We start from the raw sequence: 26,203 nt of genomic DNA, 5'->3' as shown, positions 1-26,203 counted from the left end.
GAGGCTGAGAAGTTCCTTGTGGTTAAGATACAGGCTCCCGAAGAGGATATCTTAAGATACCTTAATACCAAGATCATTACAAAAGATAACCCTGTGACTACTCCGGTCATCGAAGAGATTACAAGAGATGCATATGAGAGATTGATAGCACCTGCTATTGAAAGAGATATAAGAAATGAGCTTACGGAGAATGCTGAAGACGGCGCTATTTCCGTATTTGGTAAGAACCTGACACAGCTCCTTATGGCACCTCCCATCGTAGGAAAAACTGTCCTTGGTTGGGACCCTGCGTTCAGAACAGGATGTAAGCTTGCCATAGTCGATGCTACCGGAAAAGTGCTTGATACCAAGGTTATTTATCCCACAGCACCTCAGAATAAAGTTGAGGAAGCTAAGGCGGATCTTAAGAAACTTATAGATAAATACAACGTAGACCTGATTTCTGTAGGTAACGGAACGGCTTCAAGAGAATCCGAGCAGGTCATTGTTGAACTTATAAAAGAACTTGATAGACCGATTCAGTACGTAATCGTAAATGAAGCCGGAGCTTCTGTTTATTCTGCAAGTAAACTTGCAACAGAGGAGTTCCCACAATTCGATGTTGGTCAGAGAAGCGCGGCATCCATAGCAAGACGACTTCAGGATCCACTTGCAGAATTGGTTAAGATCGATCCCAAGTCAATCGGTGTAGGTCAGTATCAGCATGATATGAATCAGAAGAAACTCGGCGAGACACTTGAAGGTGTTGTCGAGGACTGCGTTAATAAAGTAGGTGTAGATCTTAATACGGCATCAGCACCTCTTCTTCAGTATATTTCAGGTATTTCAAAGGCAATTGCCAAGAATATCGTAGATTACAGAGAAGAAAACGGTAAATTTAAGAGCAGGGCAGAGCTTCTTAAAGTTCCGAAGCTTGGACCCAAGGCATATGAGCAGTGTGCCGGATTCTTGAGAATAGCTGACGGAGAGAATCCTCTTGATGCTACAAGCGTGCATCCAGAGTCATATGATGCAACACTTAAGCTTATGGATAAGCTTGGAATAACATTTGATGATGTCCGTGCGGCTCAGAAGAACGCTGCCAAGGCAGTTCTTGAAAAGCCCGCCGCTCGTCCCGAGAATAAACCCGCACCAAAGAAAAAGCCCAAGCAGGTTGTTATCAGAAATACAAATACAGCTATGGGAGCAGCTCTTGCGGCTGCACTTGCGGGAAGCAATCTCGCTGTTGTGGAAGAAAATGCTAAGGGCGGAAACGCTTCTGCAAAGGCGGAAAGCGAAGCAGGAAACAAAACAGTATCGGCATCCGGAAGCGCAGCTGGTTCTCTTTCACATAAGATCACAGAAAGTGAGAAAAAGAAGCTGTCAGAAGAACTTGGTGTCGGAGAGATCACTCTTACAGACATTCTCAGCGAGCTTGAGAAGCCTTCAAGAGACCCTCGTGAGAGCATGCCTGCGCCGATACTCAGAAGCGATGTTCTTGATATGAATGACCTTAAGCCCGGTATGGTCCTTAAGGGAACGGTTCGTAACGTAATTGACTTTGGTTGCTTCGTTGATATCGGAGTTCACCAGGACGGACTTGTTCATATTTCACATATCACAGACAGATTCATCAAGCATCCGCTTGAAGCTGTGAGCGTAGGAGATATTGTAGACGTACAGGTTCTTGATGTTGAAGTTGATAAGAAGAGAATCTCTCTTTCGATGAAGCTTCGTGATCCCGCTCAGGTTGCGGCAGAGGCTGCGGAAAATGCGGCAAAGAGACCCGCACAGGAAGCTGCAAAAGCTGCTGAAAGAAAGGCAAGAGACGAAGAAGCTAAAAAAGCTGCTAAAGCGGCAGCTCCTGTAAGAAAGCCTGTAGTTAAGAGAACAACTGTTAAAAAGGCAGAGACTTCGACAAACACTAATAAGAGTGCAAGCGGCACAACGGCTACAGTTGCAAAAAAGGCTACAACAAGCGCGACATCCGATGCCGGAGCAGCTCCCGTTAAGAAGTTTAAGAAAAAAGGAATTGTTATCTTTAAAGGTAATGCAAACGATTAATGAAATGCGTTAGCACTGCTGTTATTTGAAATATGCTGGTTAATTAGAGCGTTCCCGGCCGGATTTGTCCGGCCGGGAATTATGTATATTATGGAGATTGGAGTGCCGGTAATTTAATAAAGTATTCCGACATATAATTGATTAAAGCTCAGCGTACAGCTATTCTTGTATAGGAAATCAAATTAAACTTGCTAAATATTGTTTTGGGAAATATAATGTCTCTTTGGTATAAGAGTGGGGAGCATTAGACTCAATTTTTCTTTTGTGGCTTGATTCAGAAACAAGCATACATCTTGCCGTTTCCGGCATGATTCCATTTGATGATTATTGTAGATTTTTGGGATTATTATACATTTTTGTCATGGCGCGCTACACAGAGGTGCTTGATTGGTGTAAGAACATAACTACAGATAATAATTGTATAAGTGGAAGTGATTATCTGGGGTTCGCGCTACGTTTTGGAGAAAAACGGGAGGGAAACTGCCGTGATTCACAGATAAAACTGGTAAAAAATCCCGATTATCTGTGATAGTGCGGTATTTTATGGCAAAAAAAGCAGAAAATCACAGATAAAATACGTTTAGGATCTGTCGTTTATCTGTGATTTTGCATCAAGGATTAGATAAGAGTGCTGAAAAACACAGATTAAACCTGTATATGTAGTAATTCTAATCTGGGGTTTCGAGGCAGAAGACAAAGAAATCTGAAGAAAAACGCAGATAAGATAATACAAAACTGTATTACAAACAATAAGGAGAAGAAATGTTACAAATTCAAGATATAGTATGCACATTGAAGAATAGGGAAAAGATACTTGAACGAGCGATTGCTATTGCACACAAATCAGAGAAGAGTTTGCCGTCTGGAAGGTTGAGGATCAATCATAACAGAGGTGTGGTGGAATATTATCGTATTACTGATAAGAATGATACCCGCGGGAAATACTTAAAGAAGAATGATATAGAGTTCATAAAAAAGCTTGCTCAAAAGGACTATTTTGATAAGCAGATAAAGTGTGCAAAAAAAGAACTTGAAGAGATTAGAAAAATACAAAAGATTTTGCAGGGAATAATTGAAAAGGAATCAAGCGGAAGCGATATTTTATATAAATCTGACTGTGTTTATTCGATGATGAGAGAGGAACGAAAAAAAACTGATAGAACCAATTCTTTTAAGCAATCATGAATATGCTGATCGGTGGAAAAAAGAGGAATACAAGAAAAATGAATATAGAAACGAAGAAAAAATATATCCAACAAAACAAGGCGATATGGTGAGATCTAAGTCGGAAGCTATGTTGGCGGATATGTACTATGATTTGGGAATCCCTTATCGCTATGAAGCAGAGCTTAGGCTTAACAGTGGCAAAAAAGTATATCCGGATTTCACGATATTTGATGTAACAAGACTTAGGGAGATATACCATGAACATATGGGACTTCTTGATGACGAAGAATACAGATTGCATAATCTGAGAAAAATAGCAGAGTACCGGAAAAATGGGATTTTTGCCGGGAAAAATCTTTTTATAACACATGAATCTAGTGGATGTCCGCTTAATATACGAGAAATTGAAAAATGTGTAAGATGGTTGCTTGATATGTGAGTACCGGGAGAAGACTTATATGTACAATAAAAAGGAATTCATGCATAAAAAAGCAGGAAATACCATATAACAATATTTAATTAGATATCAGCAAAAAATGGCGTGATTAGTAAGGGGGAAACAGGTATAATTGATTTGTATAATGCCGTAAAAGAAAGAACATTTTTTCAAAGGCATCATATAGTGTAAATAATATGTCAGCGTCCACAGATGTAGTGCTTTGACGAATTATGATCCGGTGTCGATATTGATCAAAAATCCGGCGAGACATCACACCGATTGCAGGATGTGATGTATAAACGATCGTAAGTCAGTTGGTACCACATTCGGAACGCTATATATTTAATTAGGAGGTTACATATGCTTTATATTGGAGTAGATTTGGGAACGTCATCGGTTAAGCTCGTGCTTATGGATGAGACAGGTAAGATTCACGGAACAACATCAAGGGAGTACAAACTTTACTTCCCTCAGCCCGGCTGGTCAGAGCAGGAGCCTGCTGACTGGTACAATGAGGCTATTGCAGGACTTAAGGATCTTCTTAAGGATGTTGATAAGTCAGAGGTTGCAGGTATCAGCTTTGGCGGACAGATGCACGGACTTGTAATTCTTGATGAGAACGACGAAGTTATTCGTCCCGCAATTCTTTGGAACGACGGAAGAACTCAGAAACAGGTTGATTACCTTAACAACGAGATCGGAAAAGAGACTCTTTCTAAGTACACTGCAAACATAGCATTTGCAGGATTTACAGCTCCCAAGATTCTTTGGGTAAAAGAGAATGAGCCTGAGAACTTCAAAAAGATCAAGAAGATAATGCTTCCTAAGGATTATCTTGCATATAAGTTATCCGGAACATTCTGCACAGATTATTCTGATGCTTCAGGAATGCTTCTTTTGGACGTTAAGAATCGTAAATGGTCAAAAGAGATGTGTGATATCTGCGGAATCACAGAAGATATGCTTCCCAAGCTCTTTGACAGTTTTGAAAAAGTAGGCGAGTTGAAGCATGATCTTGCAGCAGAACTCGGACTTAAAGACGGTGTTGTTATCGCAGCAGGTGCAGGCGACAATGCGGCAGCAGCTGTAGGAACAGGAACAGTTGGAAACAATAAGTGCAACATTTCACTTGGAACCAGCGGAACAATCTTTATGTCATCAGACAGCTTTGCTGTAGACAGCAACAATGCGCTTCACTCATTTGATCATGCCGACGGACACTTCCATCTCATGGGATGTATGCTCAGCGCAGCAAGCTGCAACAAGTGGTGGATGGATGAAATCCTCAAGACTAAGGATTATGCAGATGAGCAGAAGGGAATCGATAAGCTTGGTGAGAACCATGTATTCTTCCTTCCTTATCTTATGGGTGAGAGATCTCCCTGGAACAATCCTAACGCACGTGCTACTTTCACAGGTATCACAATGGATACAACAAGAGAGGATATGACACAGGCTGTTCTTGAAGGTGTTGCATTCGCTACAAGAGATATGTACGAAGTTGCTAAGAGCATCGGCGTAGCTCCCAAGAGAACAATGATTTGCGGCGGTGGTGCTAAGAGCCCTCTTTGGAGAAGAATGATCGCTAACATCCTCAACGTAGAAGTTGATGTTCCTTCATGTGAAGAAGGTCCCGGAATGGGCGGCGCTATGCTCGCTATGGTTGCATGCGGAGCATACAAGAGTGTAGAAGATGCTGCAGCAGCTATCGTTAAGGTAGACAAGACAGAGAAGCCCGATCCTGAGCTCGTAGCTAAGTACGAAGCAAGATACCAGCAGTTCAAGAATATTTATCCTGCACTTGCTGAGACATTTGATAAGATAATCTGATATATAAATAAAAAGGGATGTTGCACTTATGCTTTTTTCCAAAAGTCAGAACATGAATCTGGCGATATGGATGGGGAGATTATGCATCATCCCTTTATCTTAATTGAAAGAAGTACCCTCATTTCTTTAATCTGGGGATTATGACAAATTGTAGTTTTATGGTGTTTGTAGAATAGTGATTGCTTTTATCGGTATATAAGTATGAAAAGACAGACATCTTTTATTATTTCGATAATATGCATATTGTACATAGGTGGATGCGGCCTTCGAGAGGATGAAGGAATGTCGGAGGCATCTGGGGCGGATATTCCCGAAGTAGATTCAGCGCCGGTAACGGAGGTATTCGGTGGGTATGTTACACCTTCACAGTATGCTTCGGAAGCAGAAAAGCCACAGAGTTCTTCAGATGTCACTTTGGTAATGGCGGGTGACATTCTTCTTCATGATCGGATTGAGCAAGTCGCGAAAGATTCAGACGGTAATTACAATTATAAATTTATATTCGAGAATATGAAGCCTGAGATAGAAAAGGCAGATATTGCCATAGTTAATCAGGAAGTCATTATCGGTGGACAAGAACTTGGGATATCCGGTTATCCTGAATTTAATGCGCCATATGAAGTGGGAGATGCACTTGTGGAAACAGGTTTTGATGTGGTTTGTCACGCAACAAATCATGCGCTTGATAAAGGTAAAAGCGGAGTTGTAAATTGTTATGAATTTTGGAAACAACGCTATCCGCAGATAAGTGTTCTTGGAATAAATAGAACGGAAAGAGATTACGAAGATATAGATATAATCGAAAAAAAAAGGAATTAAAATTGCATTTCTTAATTACACATATGGGACAAATGGGATATCTTTTCCAAAAGATATGCCACATGCCATTGATATGCTTGATGAGGAAAAGGTGGTAAAAGACCTTAAGAATGCGGAAGAAAATGCTGATTTTACGGTTGTTTGCCCGCATTGGGGAACCGAATACAATCATGGTGTTGATAAATATCAGAAGAAATGGACTGAGTTATTCAGAGAAAACGGTGCAGATCTTATTATAGGAGCACATCCGCATGTGATCGAACCTATTGAAATGATAGAAGACGAAAATGCAGAAATAACTAACAACCACGGTGGCGGAGATATGCTCGTATACTATTCAATCGGGAATTTTGTAAGCTGGACGTCTTCAACAGGATCGGGTGTGGCGGACAGAAGCGTTGGAGGGATGGCGAAGGTTACTCTTACGCGAAATCCTGACGGTGAAGTTATCATCAAAGATAACTCGGTCAGGGCACTCGTATGTCATAATCACAGCGAAGAACATGGTGTTACTGTTTATCCGCTTTCAGAGTATTCGGAAGATTTGGTAAATGAAAATGAGATAAGATTAAATGACAGCTCTTTTTCTAGGCAATATTGTATTGATCTGTGTAACAGGATCTGGGGAGAGAGTTGGGAATGATAGTGTAAAATTGGAGAAAAAGACAAATAGTTTATGAAGTTTAGATAACAATTATCAATTGGACTATTGCTTTTATAAAACTAATAATGTATTATCATAAAAGAATCTATTATAGTGATGGGTTCGTTTTAAATATTTATAAGACGTTCTCTTATTCAGAGTGGTGGAGGTACATAGGACCTGTGAAGCCACGGCAACCCCTTGATTTATTCAGGAAGGTGCCAACCTGAGCGTGCATTTCCGTTTTAACGGACGACGAGCAATAAGAGGATCTGAAAATCAATCAGTTCCGCTTGTTTGTGCACGCAAAACAAGCGGTTTTTATTTTTATGGCGCAACAGGCGCAGGAAAGGAAAATAGAATGGATAAATTTATTTTTACTTCAGAGTCAGTAACAGAGGGACATCCCGATAAAATCTGCGATAACATCTCAGATGCAATCCTTGATGCTTGCATGGCAGAGGATCCTATGAGCCGTGTTGCATGTGAGACAGCTACTTGCACAGGTTTCGTACTTATTACAGGTGAGATCACAACAAAGGCTAACGTTGATTATGCTAAGATCGCAAGAGAGACAATCAAAGAGATAGGTTATGATGACTCAGCTAAGGGCTTCGACGGAAATACTTGTGCTGTATTCGTAGCTCTCGATCAGCAGTCAGCAGACATCGCCATGGGTGTTGATAAGGCTCTTGAGGCTAGAGAGAACCAGATGACAGATGAGCAGATCGAAGCAATCGGTGCCGGCGATCAGGGTATGATGTTCGGATATGCTACAAACGAGACAGAAGAGTACATGCCTTACGCAGTAAGTCTTGCTCACAAGCTTACAAAGAAGCTTACAGAAGTAAGAAAGAACGGAACTCTTCCTTACCTCAGAGCAGACGGTAAGAGCCAGGTTTCTGTAGAGTATGATGAGAACGGAAAGCCTATCCGTCTCGAAGCTATCGTAATCTCAACTCAGCATGATGAGAAGGTTACACAGGAGCAGATCCACGAGGACATCAGAAAGCAGGTTATCGACGCTATCGTTGATCCTAAGATGGTTGATGACAACACAAAGATCTACATCAATCCTACAGGCCGTTTCGTAATCGGCGGACCTCAGGGTGACGCAGGACTTACAGGACGTAAGATCATCGTTGACACATACGGCGGAGCAGCTCGTCACGGCGGCGGTGCATTCTCAGGAAAAGACTGCACAAAGGTTGACCGTTCAGCAGCTTATGCAGCAAGATACGTTGCAAAGAACATTGTTGCAGCAGGACTTGCAGACAGAGCAGAGATCCAGCTTTCATATGCTATCGGTGTAGCACAGCCTACATCAATCCTTGTAGATACATTCGGAACAGGTAAGGTTTCAGATGAGAAGCTTACAGAGGCAGTTCGTAAAGTATTCGATCTTCGTCCTGCAGGAATCATCAAGATGCTTGACCTTCGTCGTCCTATCTACAAGCAGACAGCAGCTTATGGACACTTCGGACGTAACGACCTCAATCTTCCTTGGGAGCAGACAAACAAGGTTGATGAGCTTAAGGCAGCAGTACAGTAATTAAGAAGAGAATTTAATATTTTTCTAATAAAGGGGTTGAGACAGCGGTTGAGTTTTTGAGACAGCTGTCTTGGCTCCTTTTGTATTTAAGGGAAGAGTTATGGGAAAAGACGTAAAAAGGGAATGCTGAAATCGGCATTCCCTTAATTTCTTATACTACCTGAACATTATCTTTTCCCGCGAGCTCTTCTAAGCGCTCGATCATCACTTTGTCCGCCTTGATTGTAGCGGAGCGTCCAAGTTTCTTAATCTGCTTGGTGTCCTTGAGGTAGATGGCAATCTCATCGCGTCCGTCCGAATCGGCGATTATTCGCTTGAGTTCAGCATCTTTTTCCGAATAGGCATCCTTATTGTCGAAACGAAGCCACACAGTCCTTGGAATCTCGTCAAATAGCGTGATCTTTGATGCGATAAGTTTGGCGTCGCGGTCATCTTCGACTGAAACGCGGCCTTCTATAAAGACTTTGGCATCAGCGTCAAGCCTTGGCGCGTTAGCTTCATATGTCTTGGGGAATACGATTACTTCGATGCTTCCGACAAGATCTTCAACTGTAAGGAAAGCCATGATCTGATCGTTCTTTGTATATTTGATCTTCTTATCGCTTATGATACCGCCGATGATTGCTTTTTCATTGTCTTTTACCGCGGGCTCGCCCGTCTCATCGTCGAGGTAGAAATCCGCAGTGGTATTTGAAATTCTCTTTTTCCACATTCCGACATAGTCATCAAGAGGATGGCCTGAAATATATATTCCAAGCACATCCTTCTCGAATTCAAGGAGAAGTTCCCGGGGGAATTCGCCTACATCGGGAAGGGGAATCTCGTATTGCTTCTTATCATCTTCGCTTACGATGTCAAAAAGAGTCATCTGTCCTGCCATGGAGTTTCTTCCATTGTTATGCAGGCGGTCCATGATCTGAGCGTAGACTGTCATAAGCTGCTTTCTGGTTCCGGGGAAACAGTCAAGCGCACCGGCTTTTATAAAGTTTTCGATAGCTCGTTTGTTTACATCAATATCCTTACCCTGCATGCGGGAGAGGAAGTCGTTAATATCCTTGAACTTTCCGCGGATTGAGCGCTCTTTTACAATAGCGGCGATAGCCGGATAGCCGACACCTTTAATTGCGGTAAGAGCGTAGTGGATAGCTTTCTTCTTGCCGGGAGTCGTTGCAGCGACAGCGCCGGGAAGGGAAGTATCGCTTTCTTCCAAGTTGATCTCCGTAACGGAGAATCCTTCAAATCCTTCATTGATATCGGGGGGAAGGAGCGTAATGTTCATGTTTCTGCAGCTCATGATGTAGCCTGAAACCTTGCTCGGATTGTCTATGACGGAAGTCATAAGAGCTGCCATGAATTCAACGGGATAGTAGCATTTAAGCCATGCCGTCTGGAGCGCAACAACCGCGTAGCATGCAGCGTGTGACTTGTTAAAAGCATACTTTGCAAAGTCCATCATGGAGTCGTAGATTGCGTTGGCTATCTCGGGAGCAACGCCTTTTGAAGCACATCCCGGAACGTTCTCTTCGGGATTTCCGTTTACGAAGTTTGCTCTTTCAACCTCCATTACGTGCTGTTTCTTTTTACTCATGGCACGACGAACAAGGTCGGCACGGCCGAGAGTATAGCCGCCGAGCTGCTGAACTATCTGCATAACCTGCTCCTGATAAACGATACAGCCGTAGGTTGGCTTAAGTATCGGCTCGAGTTCCGGTGTGAGATAGCTGATGGAGCCTGCGTCGTTCTTACCTGAGATGTACTTGGGAATGAAGTCCATCGGGCCCGGACGATATAGTGAGATACCCGCTATGATGTCTTCCAGTGATTTAGGCTTGAGCTCCTTCATGAAAGCCTGCATACCGCCCGATTCAAGCTGGAATATACCGTCGCACTTGCCACTTCCTATAAGAGCAAGAACCGCGGGATCGTTGTAATCAATCTTGTCTATGTCAATGAAATTCGCATCACCTTTCTTTGCGCCGATGGATGCATTTGCAAAGCGGACAGCGTCCTTGATAACTGTAAGTGTGCGAAGCCCCAAAAAGTCCATCTTAAGAAGTCCAAGTTCCTCAATGGTTGTCATCGTGAACTGAGTGGTTATGTTACCTTCTGCTGAGCGCGACAGAGGAACAAGGTCTTCAGCGGGAGCCTGGCAGATAACGACACCGGCTGCATGGATAGAAGTGTGTCTCGGAAGTCCCTCGAGTTTTTTACACATGTCGATCAGCTTGTGAACCGTTTCGTCAGTCTCGTATCTGGTGCGAAGCTCAGGATTCATCTCAAGAGCTCTGCTTAGAGTCATGTTGAGCTCGTTCGGAATCATCTTGGAAATCTGATCGCCGTAGCTGTAGGGAAGATCCATTACTCTGGCAACGTCTCTTATTACACCCTTTGCGGCGAGCGTACCGAAGGTTATGATCTGTACGACTTTGTCCGCGCCGTATTTTTCTGTGACGTAGTCGATGACGTCCTGTCTTCTTTCGTACTCGAAATCCACGTCTATATCGGGCATGGATACACGTTCCGGGTTGAGGAAACGCTCAAAGAGCAGATCGTACTTGATCGGATCGATATTTGTTATGTGCATGCAATATGACACGATACTTCCTGCGGCAGAACCTCTTCCGGGACCGACTGCGATGCCGTTCTCGCGACAATAGTTGATGTAGTCCCATACAATAAGGAAGTAATCGACGTAGCCCATTCTTTTAATGACACCGAGCTCGTAGTCGAGTTTCTTTTTAAGAGTGCCGTCATCATTGGGATATCTCTCGTTAAGCCCGTCGAGACAGAGCTTATTGAGATATGTCCATGAATCATAGCCTTCAGGAACCTCGAAATGAGGGAGTTTTGTCACGCCGAACTCAATCTCGACGTTACATCTTTCTGCAATCTTGGCAGTGTTGTCAATTGCCTGCTGCGCATATGGGAAAAGAGCTCTCATCTCTTCTTCACTCTTTACGTAGTACTGACCGCCTTCATAGCGCATACGGTCTTCGTCGGAAACTTTTTTGCCCGTCTGGATGCAAAGAAGGAGGTCGTGTGCCTCCGCGTCGTCTGCATAAGTGTAGTGGCAGTCGTTTGTGGCAACAAGCGGAATGTCAAGCTCCTGAGAAAGAGAAAGAAGCGCACTGTTAACTGTTCTCTGAGCGGGAATGCCGTGATCCTGAAGCTCTAAGAAAAAGTTGCCGTGTCCGAATATGCTATCAAGCCTTAAAGCAGCCTCTTTTGCCTTGGCGGGAGTGCCCTTAATGATGTTCCTTGGGATCTCACCCGCAAGACAGGCGCTGAGACAGATGAGTCCCTCGTGGTACTGCTCCAGAAGTTCCATATCAACTCGTGGCTTGTAGTAGTAACCTTCAGTAAAACCGCGGCTTACGATGTGTGACAGATTGGCATAGCCTGTATTGTTCTCGGCAAGAAGAACGAGGTGGTAATAGCGCTCGTCCATGCTGCCTGTCTCCTTTTCAAACCTTGATCCGGGGGCAACATAAACTTCACATCCAAGGATGGGATTGATTCCAGCCTCCTTGCACGCTTTGTAGAAATCGATGACGCCATACATGACACCGTGATCGGTGATTGCACCCGAAGTCATGCCAAGGTCTTTCAGGCGCTTGACATATTCTTTTATTTTATTGGAACCGTCCAAAAGACTGTACTCCGTATGGACGTGAAGATGCGAAAAAGCCATATAAATACTCCCTGTTTTTCAGATGAAAAAATTATATCATATGAAATGAAATTTTTTATGAAAACGCTCCGTCAATCATTGCATTTTAAAAAAAATTGCTCTAATATTATGAAAAGAGTATGTCAATAAATTGTCAAATGTGAGCGTTTGACATTTTTAAGGGTTTTAATCTATAGAATCGAGGAAATAATTATGGCAAAGCAGATCAAAACAATCGGTGTACTTACCAGTGGCGGCGATGCACCGGGTATGAACGCAGCTATCAGAGCGGTTGTACGTAAGTCACTTGCGAACGGTCTCAAGGTAAAGGGAATCAAGAAGGGTTACATGGGACTACTTAATGAAGAAATCGAGGATATGGACAGAAGAAGCGTGTCTGATATCATTCAGCGCGGAGGAACTATCCTTGGTACAGCTCGTTGTATGGAATTCACAACTCCCGAAGGACAGGCTAAGGGCGCAGAGATCTGCCGTAAGCACGGCATTGATGGCATAGTCGTTATCGGCGGTGACGGATCTTACCGCGGAGCTCAGAAGCTTTCACAGCAGGGCATCAACACGGTAGGTATTCCCGGAACAATCGACCTTGATATTTCATGTACAGATTACACAATAGGTTTTGATACAGCTATCAATACCGCTATGAGTGCTATAGATAAGATCAGAGATACATCATCATCTCACGAAAGAGTCAGCGTTGTTGAGGTTATGGGACGTCATGCCGGATATATCGCTCTTTGGTGCTCGATTGCCAACGGTGCGGATGACATACTTCTTCCTGAGAAATATGATTACAATGAGCAGCGCATTATCGACAACATCATCGACAATCGTAAAAAAGGTAAGACACATCACATCATCGTAAATGCCGAGGGTATCGGACATTCAACATCAATGGCTCGTCGTATCGAGGCAGCTACAGGTCTTGAGACAAGAGCAACTATCCTTGGATACATGCAGAGAGGTGGAAGTCCTACATGTAAGGACCGTGTTTATGCTTCTATGATGGGATGTTACGCAGCAGATATCCTTGCAGCAGGCAAGACAAACAGAGTAGTAGGATACAGAAACGGTCAGTTTGTTGACTATGATATCGATGAAGCTCTTGCTATGAAGAAGAATATCAACGAGTACATGTACGAGATCGCTCGTATTCTTTGATTAAAAAACAAAATGAAAATTTAAATTTTACCCCTTGCCGGTTAATTCGGTAAGGGGTTTCTTGTATGCAAAAAAGTAACAAACACTTCGCTCACGAAAAAAATCTGTTGTTTACTCGATAGTGATTGACCGCAAAAGCGTATTGTAATAGCCTTGTTGATGGTTACATATAAAAAATTATGTGGGTGGAGAGATGATCAACAAGGAAAAGATTGAGCAGGCAGTTCAGCTTCTGCTTGAAGGAATGGGGGAAGATGCCACTAGATCGGGACTTATCGAAACGCCCGAAAGAGTGGCAAGAATGTACGAGGAGATTCTTTCGGGTTACGGAGACTGCGCTGAGAGGCATCTATCAAAGACATTTCCTGTTACAGAAAGCGGAATGATCCTTGAGAAAGACATTCAATTTTATTCATTGTGCGAGCACCATCTTCTGCCATTCTTCGGTAAGGTGCATATCGCTTATGTTCCGGTAGATGAAGTTGTCGGCATCAGTAAGCTGGCAAGGACGGTCGAGGTATTTGCAAGAAGACTTCAGATTCAGGAGCAAATGACCGGCCAGATTGCGGATGCCATTGCAAAAAATCTTAAGACCAAGGGCGTTATGGTTCTTGTCGAAGCTGAGCACATGTGTGTCTCTATGCGCGGTATAAAGAAAAGCGGAAGTAAAACCGTGACTATCGCGTCAAGGGGCTGTTTTGAGAACGATCAGAATTTAAGAGAGACTTTTTTTAAACTAATCAGTTAAAAACAAGGGCGGTGAGAAGAGATGAAGATAGGGAAAAAATTTTTCGATCTAGATTCAGACAGATCACTTATCATGGGAATTTTGAACGTTACACCCGATTCTTTTTCTGACGGAGGAAAGTACTTAGACGTAGACAGCGCACTCTTTCAGACGGAAAAGATGATAAGGGACGGTGCAGACATAATTGATGTAGGAGGTGAATCAACGCGTCCCGGTTACACGAAGATATCATGTTGGGACGAAATAGCAAGAATTAACCCGGTGATCAAAGCTATAAAAGAGCGGTTCGATGTACCCGTTTCTGTTGATACTTATAAGTGGGAAGTTGCGGAAGCGGTTATAGAAAGCGGTGCGGATATGATCAATGACATCTGGGGGCTTGATTATTACGAAGATACTGAGCATCGAATGGCACAGGTCGTTGCAGCCGCGGAGATTCCGGTCTGTATCATGCATAACAAAGCAGACAGGATCATAAGCATGGACAGATTTTCTTTTGAACGGGAAATAATTGAGGACATGGAAAAGAGGATAAAAATAGCCACTGATAACGGCATTTATGATTGGAATATCATCCTCGACCCCGGAGTTGGATTTGCCAAGAACTTTGAAGAAAATATGTGGTGCATATCACTTATAAGTCAGCTTAAGAAACTTGGCTATCCCGTGTTGCTTGGAATATCGAATAAGTCGCTCATCGGCAATATCACAGGACTTGAAGTGGATCAGAGAAAAGAGGGAACGATAGCACTTAATGTGCTTGGAAGAGAATTTGGAGGCAAGATTTTCAGAGTGCATGATGTATTGGCAAACAAGCGAGCACTTGCTGTTGCCGATAGTATTTGTGGATGAAACGAACAGGAGGGGGAAATATGGATTGCATTAAGATTGTTGATCTCGAAATTTTTGGAAATCACGGACTTTTGAGAGAAGAAAATGCTCTTGGGCAGAAATTTCTCATATCGGCAAATCTGTATTTGGATACGAGAAGAGCCGGAATGTGCGATACAATGGAGTTTTCTGTAGATTATAATGAAGTTTGCCATCTCATATATGATTATGTTAAAGGAAATACCTATAACTTAATAGAAACCGTAAGCGAGGAGCTTGCTGAGGAGATACTGTTAAGTTTTCCGCTTTTGGAAAAGGTTGATATAGAAGTAAAGAAGCCATGGGCACCTATAGGATTGCCGCTCAGCTACGTGTCCGTCAATATTTCAAGAGGCTGGCATACGGCATATCTGTCGGTTGGTTCAAACATGGGTGACAAAGAGAAAAACATAAAAGGAGCGCTGGAGGAGCTTTCGAAAGATTCGCTTATAAGGGTTGGCAAGAAATCGGAGTTCATAACTACAAAGCCTTACGGATATGAAAATCAGGATGATTTTTTGAACGGAGCGCTTGAGATAAGAACTCTTTACACTCCCGATGAACTCCTTGATAAGTTACATGATGTTGAAAGACAATTCGGAAGAGTCAGGGATGTACACTGGGGACCGAGGACTTTGGATCTTGATATAATCATGTACGACCATTTGGTAATGAAAAATGAAAGACTTACGATTCCGCATATAGATATGCAGAACAGACAATTTGTATTAAAGCCGCTTGCCGAGATAAATGAACAGCTTGTTCATCCCGTATTACATAAGACGGTTGGGCAGATGCTCAGAGAAGTGCAAGCATAAACAATGGAGCGCCTGTAAGAATACTCTTGCAGGCGCTCCATTGTTTTTTGTGTTGGGTGGATCAACGTCCGCTGAGCCAATCCCAGATATCCATTAAATACATCATTGTGGTCGTCGTAAACCTCTTTCCTTTCCCCAAAATTTTAATTTCATATGAAATAGAGTATAATATTGTCGAAAAAAAGAAAAGAATAAGTTAGTAAATGACATATTTTTTGTGTAAATGACATAAAAATCGGTGGTCAAAAATTGCAGATATGCACGTTGTTAGGCCATTCACGATATGTTAATATTATATCAATGAGCTTTCTCAAGTGGATTGGGGGGTGGCAATATGGTGAATTTAAGTGTTGGTATATGCGACGACGACCCGAAATGTCATCGCAAGATCATGGAAATATGCGAAAAGCATTTTGCCGACAACGGTATCGCCTGCGAGATTTTTTCTTATTATTCGGGCGAAGAAGTGATAAATGAGCACGACAGTCACATTGATTTGCTTTTTCTTGACGTTGAGATGGAGGGCATTGACGGACTTAGGGTCATGCATAAGGCCGAAGAGATGCAGAATATCCATAGCATTGTCTTTGTTTCCGCTCATTCTGAAGCGGTTTGGGATTCTTTTGGTTACAAAACGAGGGGATTTCTTCAAAAACCTGTTGATGAAAAAAAGATATGTAAATGTCTCGATCAGGCTTATGAACGCAAGAAAAACGATTCTTTTATAGATTTTCCAAATTATAACGGTTCAATATTTTATAAAAAGTCAGATATTGTCTATGTTAAGTCAGACTCGAATTATGCGATATTATATCTTGGAAACAACGAAAAGATAATAACTTGTACTTTAAAAGAATGTGAAAAAAAAACTTGGTGGAATGCCCTTTTTGAGGGTTCACAGGTCATATATCGTAAATCTTAACCATATAAAGAACATTACCGGGGAAACGGTATGCTTTAAAGACGGTTCTGCAATAAGAATCGGTAGGAGTTATAGAGAAAAAGTAAGAAAAGGATACAATGATTATCTGTTGGGTGAGCTGAAAAAATGAATGGGTGCGTGATTGCAGTAGTTTATTGTATATTGGATATGCTTAAATATTACTTTTGTCTGTTATATGTGTTTGATATACGTATAACACGCAGAAAGTATGCTGTTGTTGCGCTTATCGTGACTGCTTCTGCAGTTGACGGCCTTTTCTATTGGCTGACCGGCGGATCGGATGATTGTTGTATTATTCCGAATGTCTTTATGTTGCTGTTTGTTTTTCTGCTTCAGAAGGGGAACAGGCTTAAAGGGGCATTATATATTGTTCTTGCATGGATAATAATGGATTCGCTTACGGAACTTATCAAAATGTTTGCGTCTACCATAGGATTTGGACAGGAGATTCTGTTTAAAAAGATAGCCTGGGAGACAATAAATGCAAAAGTTTGTACCATTTTGATAATCATTATTTATCACGGCGTGGTAAACGTACTGGTCCGAAAGCGACTGGATTATTCATTCAGGACTGCTCAGTGGGGAGTGATATTTGTGTGCTTTTTGGGACTTGTTTTGATCATTCCGCCACTTGAGAGGATGAGTGCGGGAAGAAATCTTTCTTCCGGAGAGTACGTCAGGATGTGCATTTCACTGATGCTTGTGCTGTTTCTTTTTATCGGAGTCATGCTTTGGCAGAGCTATATTGTAAAAAAGAATCTCGGCATGAAAGAACGTGAGCTAAGGTATCAGTATGTTGTTAAGAGTCAGGCTGACTATTTTGAAGGGCTTTTAAATGATTACACCGAGATCAGAAAGTTCAGACATGATATGAAAGCTCATGTAATGGCGCTTTCAGAGCTTGCATCAGACAGCAAAAATGAAAAGATACTTGATTATCTTAAGTCTATCGATGCTAAGCTTGATTGTTCCGCAATAAAGAGCTATACGGGAAATAAGGCTGTGGATGCGGTCATAAACGAGCTTGCAAAGCACATGGAAGAAGCAAAAATTAAATTTGAGTATGAAGGTGTCCTCAGGAACAGGGAAGATGTTCAGGATTTTGATTTTTGCACTATTTTTTACAACGTTCTTCAGAATGCAATTGAGGCATCGAAAGCTCTTGACGAGGACAAACGTGAAGTGAGTATCGAGGTCAAGAGTGTAGGCGACAAAGCGGGCATTCTTATAAGTAACAATACACTTATTGAAAAGATTCCCGGCGAGAAGGATGGCCGTTTTACGACCAAGAAAGATAAGGAAAATCACGGCTTTGGCATCCAGAATATCAAGGATGTTGTCAAAAAACATGATGGAATCTATGAAGCGCGCATTGCTGACTCGCGCTATATAGTGACAATCGTGATATAAACTCTTTTAATGTGGTATAATAATTATACACGTCGCTAAATTATCGCGTGAAATCGGTGACCAAAAGAGGTATATATGATCAAGAGTGTAAACAACGAACGTGTGCGTAAAGTTGTAAGCTATATACAAAAAAGTAAGGCCAGAAAAGAGGAAAACGTATTTGTCATAGAAGGCATGAAGATGCTGAGAGAAGCGCCTGTTCTTCAGGTAAGAGAGGCGTATGTGACAGAAAAATTTCTTGATGAGGCTTCGGAGGATGACAAAGAAATCCTTTGGAGATACGGAGCTGAAACGGTAACGGCCGAAGTTATGAAGAAAATGGCTGATACGCGTACACCGCAAGGGGTTTTGGCGGTAGTAAGTATGTATCATTACTCGGAGGAAGAGGTACTCGAAGGTTACAAAGAGATGGGGAATGAGAAACCTCTTTTACTCATACTTGAGAATATTCAGGATCCCGGAAATCTGGGAACCATGCTTAGATCGTCGGAGGGCGCGGGTGTAACGGGGGTTATACTGAGTAAGGGCTCTGCCGACGTTTATAATCCCAAGGTAATTCGCTCAACCATGGGATCTATATTCAGAATGCCCTTTATGTATGTGGATAACATCACTTCTTATGTGGAAAAGCTCTCGGATAGAGGGATAAAGACCTATGCTGCGCATCTTAAGGGAAAAAAGAACTACGACAAATTTGATTATACGAAGCCTACGGCTTTTCTCATAGGAAATGAAGGAAACGGATTGTCCAAGGAGACAGCGGATGCGGCATCAGAGTATGTGCTGATACCGATGAAAGGGCAGGTTGAATCGATGAATGCTGCGACTTCGGCAGCTATACTTACATTTGAAGCATCCAGACAGAGGAGGAAATGAAGAAATGACAATTGGATTTATAGGACTTGGAAACATGGCAAAGGCGATGATCGGCGGGATTATTGCCAAAGGACTTATGGGACCTGATGAGATCATAGGAACTGCGGCAACCGAAGAGACATGCGCTAAAGTTTCCGAAAAATACGGGATTCAGACACGCAGTTCAAATGCTGCCGTGGCAAAGGAGGCTGACATCATAATTCTTGCCGTTAAGCCTCAGTATTTAAAGGTTGTTATCGCAGATATCATGGACAGCGTTGACGACAGCAAGGTGATCGTAAGCATTGCCGCAGGAAAGACAATAAGCTGGCTTCAGAACGAATTTGAGAAGCAGGTAAAGATTGTAAGAGTTATGCCAAACACACCGGCTCTCGTACTTGAGGGATGCTCGGCGGTTTGCAGAAACGATCTTGTGGATGACGATAATTACAGCTTCGTAAAAGAGCTTCTCGGAAGCTTTGGAAAAGCCTACACGGTTCCTGAGTCTCTCATGGATGTAGTTGTAGGAGTAAGCGGTTCTTCACCGGCTTACGTATTTATGTTCATAGAAGCAATGGCAGATGCCGCTGTAGAGGGTGGAATGCCCAGAAAACAGGCATATGAGTTCGCTGCCCAGTCGGTTCTTGGAAGTGCCAAGATGGTTCTTGAGACAGGAAAGCATCCCGGTGAATTAAAAGACATGGTATGCTCACCTGCCGGAACAACAATTGATGCAGTTCATGTTCTTGAAGAAAACGGATTCAGGGGTACAGTCATGAATGCGGTAACCGCCTGCATCGAAAAGAGCAGAAGCCTTTGAAATACCTGCATTTGCAGTCTTGAAAAAGTATAAAATTTGACAAAAAAAGATATATTTGCTAATATCTCTACTACAGTGTTTTGCTAACGTTAACAAGTCGAAACATAAATGTAATATTATTTAGTAGGAATTTATAGGAAACGAAAGCAATGAATAGAGTTATGAAGTTATTCTTGGAGGTTTCGAAGCTGCTATTTACCTGGGCTTTGATCATTGTACTTTTCATCTCTCAAGGAATAACAGCAGAGGCTAAGAGAAGTTCGCTCAAAGCCAAACCATGTGCGGATCTCTCGGCAGGAATATCCGATATTGTCAGTCCGGTAACGCCTCTTGGTGTTGATAAAACTTCAACGGAAGCAAGAGTACTTGGAAATAGCAACAAATCCTCCGTAGCTATGAGCGCATCGTCTTCAAGCACGAGCAGTGAAGAAAGCAAGCTTGTAATGTCTAAAGGAGCAGAGGCTATGTACATTCTGGCATCGCCTGACAGCGCGTCAAATGAAGATAGCAACAAGGTTGGTGTTCTTTACAAGGATTGCGGCGGAAAAATTTTAGAAAGAAAAGACGGATGGACTAAGATCAGTTCCGGTGATGTTATCGGATGGGCAAAGGATGACAGTCTTTTGTTCGACGAAGACGCGGAAAAACTTGCATCCGAAGTTGGAAAGCAGATCGTAACCAATAACAGTAGTGCACTTAAAGTAAGATCGAGTGACTCTGATGACGCAAAGGTTATCGGTGTGCTTGGTGAGAAGTCTTTTGTAGACATGCTCGAAGATATGGGCAACGGCTGGATCGCTGTTGATTACAACGATCATAAAGGTTTCGTTCAGGCCGAGTATGTAAGCACAGACTTTAAGATCGACCAAGGTAAGTCGATGGCAGCGATCAAGATGCGTGAGATCGACAAGAAGGGCAGACAGGCAGCCAAGGAGCCGTCTCTTCGAGAGAACAGAGGCGCTGTGGATGCAAGTGCTGATGAACTTAAACTTCTTGCCGCACTTATCCAGTGTGAGGCCGGCAATCAGCCATATGACGGTAGAGTTGCGGTCGGAGCGGTTGTTATGAACCGTGTTAAGAGCGGTGCTTATCCTAACAGCATCTATAATGTTATTTATGCTTCAGGACAGTTCACACCGGCACTTAACGGAACGGTTGCAAAGGTTTACGACAGCGATAAAATTTATGATATGAATTATCAGGCTGCCCAGGCAGCGCTTAACGGTGAAACAACAGTAGGATCCGCTCTTCACTTCAGAAGAGTCAACGGCCGAGAAGGAATTGTCATCGGTGAGCATGTATTTTGGTGATATTATGAGGGATTGCAGAAATGCAATCCCTTATTTACAATATAGAGACAGAGTGTAATAATAGTGCATAATTATTTTGAACGGAGGAGCATGACATGAATTTAAAGGGACGCGATTTTTTGAAACTTCTTGATTACACTGCTGAGGAGATTGAGTACCTGATCGACCTCGCCGCAGAGCTCAAGAGAAAGAAAAAAGAGGGTATTCTTCACGATGAACTTAAGGGAAAGAATATTGCTCTTATCTTTGAGAAGACAAGTACGCGTACCAGATGCTCTTTTGAAGTTGCAGCTTCGGATCTTGGAATGGGATCTACATTTCTTAATCCCACAGACTCTCAGATCGGTAAAAAAGAGAGTATTGCCGATACTGCACGAGTTCTTGCAAGTATGTACGACGGAATCGAGTACAGAGGCTTTGAGCAGGAGAAAGTTGAAGCTCTTGCCAAGTACAGTAAAGTTCCCGTATGGAACGGACTTACAAACGAGTTCCATCCCACACAGATGCTTGCAGATATGTTGACCATTAAGGAACACTTTGGCAAACTTAAGGGACTTCACCTTGCATACATGGGTGATGCAAGATACAACACAGGTAATTCGCTTATGGTCGTATGCGCTAAGCTCGGTCTTGATTTTACCGTTGTATCTAATAAGAAATATTTCCCTTCAGAGGAACTTGTAAACACATGTAAAGAAATTGCCGCACAGTCAGGCGCTTCCATAAACTTCAGCGAAGACCCTATGGAGGGAACAAAGGGTGCTGATATTGTTTATACGGATATATGGGTTTCAATGGGTGAACCCGACAGTATCTGGGAGGAGAGGATAAAAGACCTTCGTCCTTATCAGGTAAATATGGATATCATGAAGAATGCGGGAGAGAAGAGCGTATTCATGCACTGCCTGCCTTCATTCCACGATCTCAATACAGGAATCGGAATGGAGATCAAAGAGAAATTCGGCCTTGATGAGATGGAAGTTACGGATGAAGTGTTTGAGTCAGAAAGGTCTATAGTGTTTGATGAGGCTGAGAACCGCATGCACACTATAAAGGCTGTGATGCTGGCAACAATAAAAGGAAATTGATAATGCTAAATGCAGAAAATATAAGGGGGCAGCTCGGTACCAAGTGGGCTGCCCGTAACCTTATTTTTAAGGAAACTACGGAATCTACAAATGACGATGCCAAGATGCTCGGAGAAGAAGATGCACCTCATGGTACACTTGTTGTCGCGGATGTTCAGACGAGTGGAAGAGGCTCAAGAGGAAGAAACTGGGAGACTCCCGGCGGAAGCAATATCGCAATGAGCCTTATTGTAAGACCCACTGCGCCGCCTGACAAGATCTCGGTTCTTACACTTATTATGGGACTTTCGATTGCACAGGGTGTTGAGGATCTTTTTGCCGACAACGAAGAGTTTGCGGATTATCCCCAGATTAAATGGCCCAATGACGTTGTCATAGCGGGTAAAAAAATTTGTGGAATACTTACGGAACTTCATATGAATAACGACAACACCATAAACAACGTGGTTATCGGAGTAGGAATAAACGTCAACATGAATTCTTTTCCGGAGGAGATCGAAGATATAGCAGGTTCTATCTATACTCAGACCGGATTTAAAGTTGACAGGGCAAGCGTTGTCGCTGCATGTATGAAGAGATTTGAAGAAAACTACGAGAAATTTGAGAAGACTTATGATCTGTCTCTTTTAAAAGATGAATATGAGGACAGGCTTATAAACAGAGACAGAACGGTCAAGATACTTGACCCTCGCGGAGAGTACGAGGCGGTTGCCTTGGGAATCGGAGATGACGGTGCGCTTAAAGTGCGACTTTCTGACGGGAATGTCGTTAACATAAACGCCGGAGAGGTATCGGTGCGCGGACTTTACGGATATGTATGAGAAAAAGACGGAGGAAACTATGATTCTGGTAATTGATGTGGGAAACACCAACATTACTTTCGGAGTTTTTTCACAGGATGAGCTTGTGAGCTCCTTTAGAATGACAACACAGATGCCCAGAACTTCCGATGAGTTTGGAATTAATCTTGTGACGCTTCTGAGTTCAAACGGAGTTACGACGGATGATATTGAGGGCGTAATGATAGCGAGCGTAGTGCCTAAGACAATGCACGCTCTTGTAAATGCGATAGAGAAATATATCGGTAAGAAACCTTATATTGTAGGCCCGGGGATTAAGACGGGTATCAAGATCGCGACGGATAATCCGAGGGAAATAGGACCCGACCTTATTGCAGGCGCTGTCGGAGCGTATGAACTTTATGGCGGACCTGTTATGATAATCGACTTTGGAACGGCAACGACCTATGTTACCGTAAACGCCGAAGGTGAGTTTTTTGCCGGAGTTGTTGCACCCGGAATCGGGATATCAGCCAAGGCGCTGTGGCAGGATACGGCTAAACTTCCCGAGATTGAGATCGCGAAGCCTAAGAGTATTCTTGCAAAAGAGACCATATCAAGTATGCAGGCCGGACTTGTTTACGGACAAATCGGGCAGACCAAGTACATTATTAAAGAGATGAAGAAAGAGGCCAAGATGCCTGATATGAAAGTTGTGGCAACGGGAGGCCTTGGAAGACTCATTTCCAATGAGACCAAAGAGATTGATATATACGACCCGATACTTATACTTGAAGGACTTAAGGTCCTTTATGATAAGAACAAAAGAAAATAATAAATGGAGATTTTAGTATAGATGGCAGGTTTTTTTTGAAAAATTTAGTAAGAAGTTCAGTGAAGAGCCGAGCTTTGCTGAAGAATATAAGGAAGTTGAGATTCAGCCGAGTTTCTCGGAAGAGTATAATAAGGAACTTCAGAGTAAGCCTAGCTTTTCTGAAGAGAATGATGCGAAAGTTCGCGGCGAGACCGATTTTGAAAAGGAATATAAAAGAGAATTCCGTGAGGATAACGGCAAGGAAGATCTTCACATAGACAAGATGGATAAGACCAATAAGGGCCGTGTTTTTGAAGAAAATGCGGACGGAAGAGTGGTTCTTTGCGGTGCGAATGCATATGAGCTTAAATACTACTTCAATCCTCTTTTCAGACAGATCCCTGAGAGTATAAAGAAAGAGCTCAATATTATCAGTGTTCTTTTTACCCAGGAAGCCGGAGGCATATTTACCATACTATTTGAGAAGGATGGAACCATCAGCATAGAGACAAATGCAGATGAAGAGGATATCACTTATGATGAGATCACAGCAGGGCTTCTTGTCGGTGAAGTGAGAAGAAAGAGACAGGATCTTTTCGAGGCGCTCGGACTTTATTACAGGATTTATGTGTTACACGAAGATCCGGCCGAACTTTTAGGGGAAGATGATTGATGCCGGGATATGGTAAGTTGCAGATCGGCAACGTTACACTTGATAACAACATAATATTGGGGCCTATGGCGGGAGTATCGGACCTTCCGTTCAGAATCCTGTGCCATGAGATGGGCGCGGGACTTGTGTGTATGGAGATGGTGAGTGCCAAGGCTATAATTTACAAGAACAAGAACACGGACATGCTCATAGAGATACATAAAGATGAGCATCCCGTGTCTTTGCAGCTTTTTGGGTCAGAACCTGCCGTGATGCAGGAAGCGTACGGAATGATAAAGGACAGACCTTTCGATATCCTTGATATCAACATGGGATGTCCGGTTCCAAAGGTTGTAAGTAACGGAGAAGGCTCGGCTCTTATGAAGAAGCCTGAGCTTATCGAAGAGATAGTTGCGGCGCTCGTGAAAGTTTCTGACAGGCCTGTCACTGTTAAGATAAGAAAGGGCTTTAACGACAAGAGCATAAATGCCGTTGAATGTGCACTTGCGGCGCAGGAAGGCGGAGCGGAGGCCATTGCCGTTCACGGAAGGACCAGAGAGCAGTATTATACCGGAGATGCTGATTGGGATATTATCAGTAAAGTCAAGGAAGCGGTAAGGATACCTGTTATCGGAAACGGAGATGTTACGGATGGCGAGAGCGCAAAGAGAATGTTTGAAGAGACCGGATGCGACGGAGTTATGATAGCCAGAGCCGCTCAGGGCAATCCTTTTATCTTTAGGGAGATAAAAAGCTTTTTTGAAACGGGCAAAGCATGTGAGAGGCCAAGCGCCGAAGAAATCTATAACACAGTCATAAGACATGCGGATCTTCAGCTTAAATACAAGGGTGAATATATCGGGATAAGAGAAATGAGAAAACATGTATCCTGGTATACTTTCGGAATGCCTGGAAGCGCCAGATTCAGAAATGAAATTAACCAAATGACGGACATGGATTCATTAAAAAAAGCATGCAAAGCGGTAATGCTTTCGTAGACGTTACATTAACGGTAGATTTTTATATGATTGACACAGAAAATAATTGACTGTATAATATCCAAGTTAATATAGAATGCTGATTTGAAATTTTTTTTGATATAAATTTGCGCAACGCGCCAGACCTGAATATTTAAAGGGGTAGGAGACGTAACAATGGAAGAGAAGAAGAATATTTTAACTTACGAAGGACTTAAAAAATACGAGGACGAGCTTCACGAGCTTAAAGTTGTAAAACGTAAAGAAGTTGCAGAGAAGATCAAAGAAGCAAGAGAGCAGGGCGACCTTTCAGAGAACGCTGAGTATGATGCAGCCAAAGATGAGCAGCGTGATATCGAAGCAAGAATTGAGACGCTCGAGAAAATCTTGAAAAACGCAGAAGTAGTTGTAGAGGAAGATGTAGATCTCAACAAGATCAGCATCGGATGTAAAGTAAAGATTCGCGACCTTGAGTTCAACGAGGATCTTGAGTACAAGATCGTAGGTTCATCAGAGGCAAACAGCCTTAAAGGTAAAATATCTAACGAGTCACCTGTTGGTAAAGCACTCCTTGGAGCAAAAAAAGGACAGACTGTTTCGGTTGAGACACAGGCTGGCGTTATCAAGTATAAGGTACTTGGAATTGAGAGATTTGAAAACTGAGTAGCTGTACCTGTTTGAGTGTATGCGTGACTCTCAAAGAATTGGTGATTTAAAACAGTGAATTTTTTGGAGCCGGCGATTTTTACATTCGCTGGCTCTTTTTTGAGATTA

At 42.7% G+C, this 26,203-nt stretch carries 25 protein-coding genes and 1 riboswitch; of the genes, 24 read left to right on the top strand and 1 reads right to left on the bottom strand.

Features of this window, described 5'->3' with window-relative positions:
* Positions 1-18 precede the first annotated feature (18 nt).
* From CD00_RS21405 to metK, 8 genes are all read left to right on the top strand, one after another.
* Positions 19-2,043, top strand: coding sequence for a helix-hairpin-helix domain-containing protein (locus CD00_RS21405; RefSeq protein WP_330370410.1), 2,025 nt, complete (start codon positions 19-21; stop codon positions 2,041-2,043).
* A gap of 307 nt (positions 2,044-2,350) precedes the next feature.
* The gene (locus tag CD00_RS20420; RefSeq protein ID WP_207640493.1) at positions 2,351-2,572 is read left to right on the top strand and encodes a hypothetical protein; all 222 of its coding nucleotides are present in this window, start codon (positions 2,351-2,353) and stop codon (positions 2,570-2,572) included.
* Positions 2,573-2,805: 233 nt separating this feature from the next.
* Positions 2,806-3,228 (top strand): hypothetical protein, encoded by a 423-nt coding sequence (locus CD00_RS0111670; RefSeq protein ID WP_026656118.1) that lies wholly within the window; start codon positions 2,806-2,808, stop codon positions 3,226-3,228.
* An 85-nt stretch (positions 3,229-3,313) separates the two neighbouring features.
* Complete coding sequence (locus CD00_RS0111665) at positions 3,314-3,649, top strand: hypothetical protein (RefSeq protein WP_185750447.1); 336 nt, start codon at positions 3,314-3,316, stop codon at positions 3,647-3,649.
* 360 nt (positions 3,650-4,009) lie between these two features.
* A complete protein-coding gene (gene xylB, locus CD00_RS0111660; RefSeq protein ID WP_026656116.1) occupies positions 4,010-5,479 on the top strand; it encodes a xylulokinase in 1,470 nt (489 codons plus the stop codon).
* Positions 5,480-5,680: 201 nt separating this feature from the next.
* Positions 5,681-6,298: a CapA family protein gene (locus tag CD00_RS19415; protein WP_081811907.1), complete on the top strand. Its 618-nt coding sequence runs from the start codon at positions 5,681-5,683 to the stop codon at positions 6,296-6,298.
* A complete protein-coding gene (locus CD00_RS19410; protein WP_081811906.1) occupies positions 6,294-6,941 on the top strand; it encodes a CapA family protein in 648 nt (215 codons plus the stop codon). The genes CD00_RS19415 and CD00_RS19410 overlap by 5 nt, the downstream gene beginning before the upstream one ends.
* Before the next feature lie 148 nt (positions 6,942-7,089).
* Positions 7,090-7,210: riboswitch (SAM riboswitch) on the top strand.
* 92 nt (positions 7,211-7,302) lie between these two features.
* A complete protein-coding gene (gene metK, locus CD00_RS0111650) occupies positions 7,303-8,493 on the top strand; it encodes a methionine adenosyltransferase (RefSeq protein WP_026513558.1) in 1,191 nt (396 codons plus the stop codon).
* Between the two features lie 151 nt (positions 8,494-8,644).
* Here metK and CD00_RS0111645 read toward each other — a convergent pair whose 3' ends face one another.
* On the bottom strand, positions 8,645-12,184 hold the full coding sequence (locus tag CD00_RS0111645; RefSeq protein WP_026656115.1) for a DNA polymerase III subunit alpha: 3,540 nt from the start codon (positions 12,182-12,184) through the stop codon (positions 8,645-8,647).
* Between the two features lie 192 nt (positions 12,185-12,376).
* On the opposite strand from CD00_RS0111645, the gene pfkA reads away from it, so the two are divergent.
* The 16 genes from pfkA to greA all read left to right on the top strand — a co-directional run bounded on the left by pfkA (position 12,377) and on the right by greA (position 26,092).
* Positions 12,377-13,345, top strand: a complete 969-nt coding sequence (gene pfkA, locus CD00_RS0111640; protein ID WP_026656114.1) for a 6-phosphofructokinase — start codon at positions 12,377-12,379, stop codon at positions 13,343-13,345.
* Positions 13,346-13,538: 193 nt separating this feature from the next.
* Complete coding sequence (gene folE, locus CD00_RS0111635; protein WP_026656112.1) at positions 13,539-14,093, top strand: GTP cyclohydrolase I FolE; 555 nt, start codon at positions 13,539-13,541, stop codon at positions 14,091-14,093.
* 21 nt (positions 14,094-14,114) lie between these two features.
* Positions 14,115-14,945 carry a dihydropteroate synthase gene (folP, locus tag CD00_RS0111630; RefSeq protein ID WP_026656111.1) on the top strand — a complete coding sequence of 277 codons (831 nt, stop codon included), beginning with the start codon at positions 14,115-14,117 and terminating at the stop codon, positions 14,943-14,945.
* 20 nt (positions 14,946-14,965) lie between these two features.
* A complete protein-coding gene (folK, locus tag CD00_RS0111625) occupies positions 14,966-15,781 on the top strand; it encodes a 2-amino-4-hydroxy-6-hydroxymethyldihydropteridine diphosphokinase (protein WP_026656110.1) in 816 nt (271 codons plus the stop codon).
* 334 nt (positions 15,782-16,115) lie between these two features.
* Positions 16,116-16,703 (top strand): LytR/AlgR family response regulator transcription factor, encoded by a 588-nt coding sequence (locus CD00_RS0111620; RefSeq protein WP_026656109.1) that lies wholly within the window; start codon positions 16,116-16,118, stop codon positions 16,701-16,703.
* Positions 16,660-16,833, top strand: a complete 174-nt coding sequence (locus tag CD00_RS21500) for a LytTR family DNA-binding domain-containing protein (RefSeq protein ID WP_081811905.1) — start codon at positions 16,660-16,662, stop codon at positions 16,831-16,833. Before CD00_RS0111620 ends, CD00_RS21500 begins: the two co-directional genes overlap by 44 nt.
* A 68-nt stretch (positions 16,834-16,901) precedes the next feature.
* Positions 16,902-18,134, top strand: coding sequence for a GHKL domain-containing protein (locus CD00_RS0111615; RefSeq protein ID WP_207640491.1), 1,233 nt, complete (start codon positions 16,902-16,904; stop codon positions 18,132-18,134).
* Between the two features lie 75 nt (positions 18,135-18,209).
* Positions 18,210-19,010, top strand: a complete 801-nt coding sequence (locus tag CD00_RS0111610) for a TrmH family RNA methyltransferase (protein WP_026656107.1) — start codon at positions 18,210-18,212, stop codon at positions 19,008-19,010.
* Between the two features lie 4 nt (positions 19,011-19,014).
* Positions 19,015-19,809: a pyrroline-5-carboxylate reductase gene (gene proC / locus CD00_RS0111605; RefSeq protein ID WP_026656106.1), complete on the top strand. Its 795-nt coding sequence runs from the start codon at positions 19,015-19,017 to the stop codon at positions 19,807-19,809.
* Between the two features lie 149 nt (positions 19,810-19,958).
* Complete coding sequence (locus CD00_RS0111600; protein ID WP_026656104.1) at positions 19,959-21,119, top strand: cell wall hydrolase; 1,161 nt, start codon at positions 19,959-19,961, stop codon at positions 21,117-21,119.
* Positions 21,120-21,214: 95 nt separating this feature from the next.
* Positions 21,215-22,207, top strand: a complete 993-nt coding sequence (gene argF, locus CD00_RS0111595) for an ornithine carbamoyltransferase (protein ID WP_026656103.1) — start codon at positions 21,215-21,217, stop codon at positions 22,205-22,207.
* Between the two features lie 2 nt (positions 22,208-22,209).
* Positions 22,210-23,028, top strand: a complete 819-nt coding sequence (locus CD00_RS0111590; protein WP_051198993.1) for a biotin--[acetyl-CoA-carboxylase] ligase — start codon at positions 22,210-22,212, stop codon at positions 23,026-23,028.
* A 19-nt stretch (positions 23,029-23,047) separates the two neighbouring features.
* Positions 23,048-23,821, top strand: a complete 774-nt coding sequence (locus CD00_RS0111585) for a type III pantothenate kinase (protein ID WP_026656101.1) — start codon at positions 23,048-23,050, stop codon at positions 23,819-23,821.
* Between the two features lie 262 nt (positions 23,822-24,083).
* Complete coding sequence (locus tag CD00_RS0111580; protein ID WP_026667872.1) at positions 24,084-24,473, top strand: DUF6145 family protein; 390 nt, start codon at positions 24,084-24,086, stop codon at positions 24,471-24,473.
* Entirely contained in the window at positions 24,473-25,450 is a 978-nt protein-coding gene (gene dusB, locus CD00_RS0111575; RefSeq protein WP_185750445.1) for a tRNA dihydrouridine synthase DusB, read from the top strand. The genes CD00_RS0111580 and dusB overlap by 1 nt, the downstream gene beginning before the upstream one ends.
* Before the next feature lie 156 nt (positions 25,451-25,606).
* Positions 25,607-26,092 (top strand): transcription elongation factor GreA, encoded by a 486-nt coding sequence (greA, locus tag CD00_RS0111570; protein ID WP_026513575.1) that lies wholly within the window; start codon positions 25,607-25,609, stop codon positions 26,090-26,092.
* The last annotated feature ends 111 nt before the right edge of the window (positions 26,093-26,203 follow it).

The sequence above is a fragment of the Butyrivibrio sp. AE3003 genome (assembly GCF_000686065.1).
In the GTDB taxonomy this organism is placed as follows: Bacteria; Bacillota; Clostridia; order Lachnospirales; family Lachnospiraceae; genus Butyrivibrio; species Butyrivibrio hungatei_A.
This window is presented reverse-complemented; position numbering and strand designations above follow the sequence as displayed.

Coding starts and splice junctions, on each gene's coding strand:
- CD00_RS0111580 (WP_026667872.1), top strand. CDS start 24,084: ATGGATAAGACCAATAAGGGCCGTGTTTTTGAAGAAAATGCGGACGGA.
- CD00_RS0111585 (WP_026656101.1), top strand. CDS start 23,048: ATGATTCTGGTAATTGATGTGGGAAACACCAACATTACTTTCGGAGTT.
- CD00_RS0111665 (WP_185750447.1), top strand. CDS start 3,314: ATGGTGAGATCTAAGTCGGAAGCTATGTTGGCGGATATGTACTATGAT.
- CD00_RS0111670 (WP_026656118.1), top strand. CDS start 2,806: ATGTTACAAATTCAAGATATAGTATGCACATTGAAGAATAGGGAAAAG.
- CD00_RS0111620 (WP_026656109.1), top strand. CDS start 16,116: ATGGTGAATTTAAGTGTTGGTATATGCGACGACGACCCGAAATGTCAT.
- folK (WP_026656110.1), top strand. CDS start 14,966: ATGGATTGCATTAAGATTGTTGATCTCGAAATTTTTGGAAATCACGGA.
- greA (WP_026513575.1), top strand. CDS start 25,607: ATGGAAGAGAAGAAGAATATTTTAACTTACGAAGGACTTAAAAAATAC.
- CD00_RS0111610 (WP_026656107.1), top strand. CDS start 18,210: ATGATCAAGAGTGTAAACAACGAACGTGTGCGTAAAGTTGTAAGCTAT.
- folP (WP_026656111.1), top strand. CDS start 14,115: ATGAAGATAGGGAAAAAATTTTTCGATCTAGATTCAGACAGATCACTT.
- CD00_RS0111600 (WP_026656104.1), top strand. CDS start 19,959: ATGAATAGAGTTATGAAGTTATTCTTGGAGGTTTCGAAGCTGCTATTT.
- CD00_RS21500 (WP_081811905.1), top strand. CDS start 16,660: ATGCCCTTTTTGAGGGTTCACAGGTCATATATCGTAAATCTTAACCAT.
- CD00_RS0111645 (WP_026656115.1), bottom strand. CDS start 12,184: ATGGCTTTTTCGCATCTTCACGTCCATACGGAGTACAGTCTTTTGGAC.
- proC (WP_026656106.1), top strand. CDS start 19,015: ATGACAATTGGATTTATAGGACTTGGAAACATGGCAAAGGCGATGATC.
- folE (WP_026656112.1), top strand. CDS start 13,539: ATGATCAACAAGGAAAAGATTGAGCAGGCAGTTCAGCTTCTGCTTGAA.
- xylB (WP_026656116.1), top strand. CDS start 4,010: ATGCTTTATATTGGAGTAGATTTGGGAACGTCATCGGTTAAGCTCGTG.
- CD00_RS0111590 (WP_051198993.1), top strand. CDS start 22,210: ATGCTAAATGCAGAAAATATAAGGGGGCAGCTCGGTACCAAGTGGGCT.
- metK (WP_026513558.1), top strand. CDS start 7,303: ATGGATAAATTTATTTTTACTTCAGAGTCAGTAACAGAGGGACATCCC.
- dusB (WP_185750445.1), top strand. CDS start 24,473: ATGCCGGGATATGGTAAGTTGCAGATCGGCAACGTTACACTTGATAAC.
- CD00_RS19415 (WP_081811907.1), top strand. CDS start 5,681: ATGAAAAGACAGACATCTTTTATTATTTCGATAATATGCATATTGTAC.
- argF (WP_026656103.1), top strand. CDS start 21,215: ATGAATTTAAAGGGACGCGATTTTTTGAAACTTCTTGATTACACTGCT.
- pfkA (WP_026656114.1), top strand. CDS start 12,377: ATGGCAAAGCAGATCAAAACAATCGGTGTACTTACCAGTGGCGGCGAT.
- CD00_RS20420 (WP_207640493.1), top strand. CDS start 2,351: ATGATTCCATTTGATGATTATTGTAGATTTTTGGGATTATTATACATT.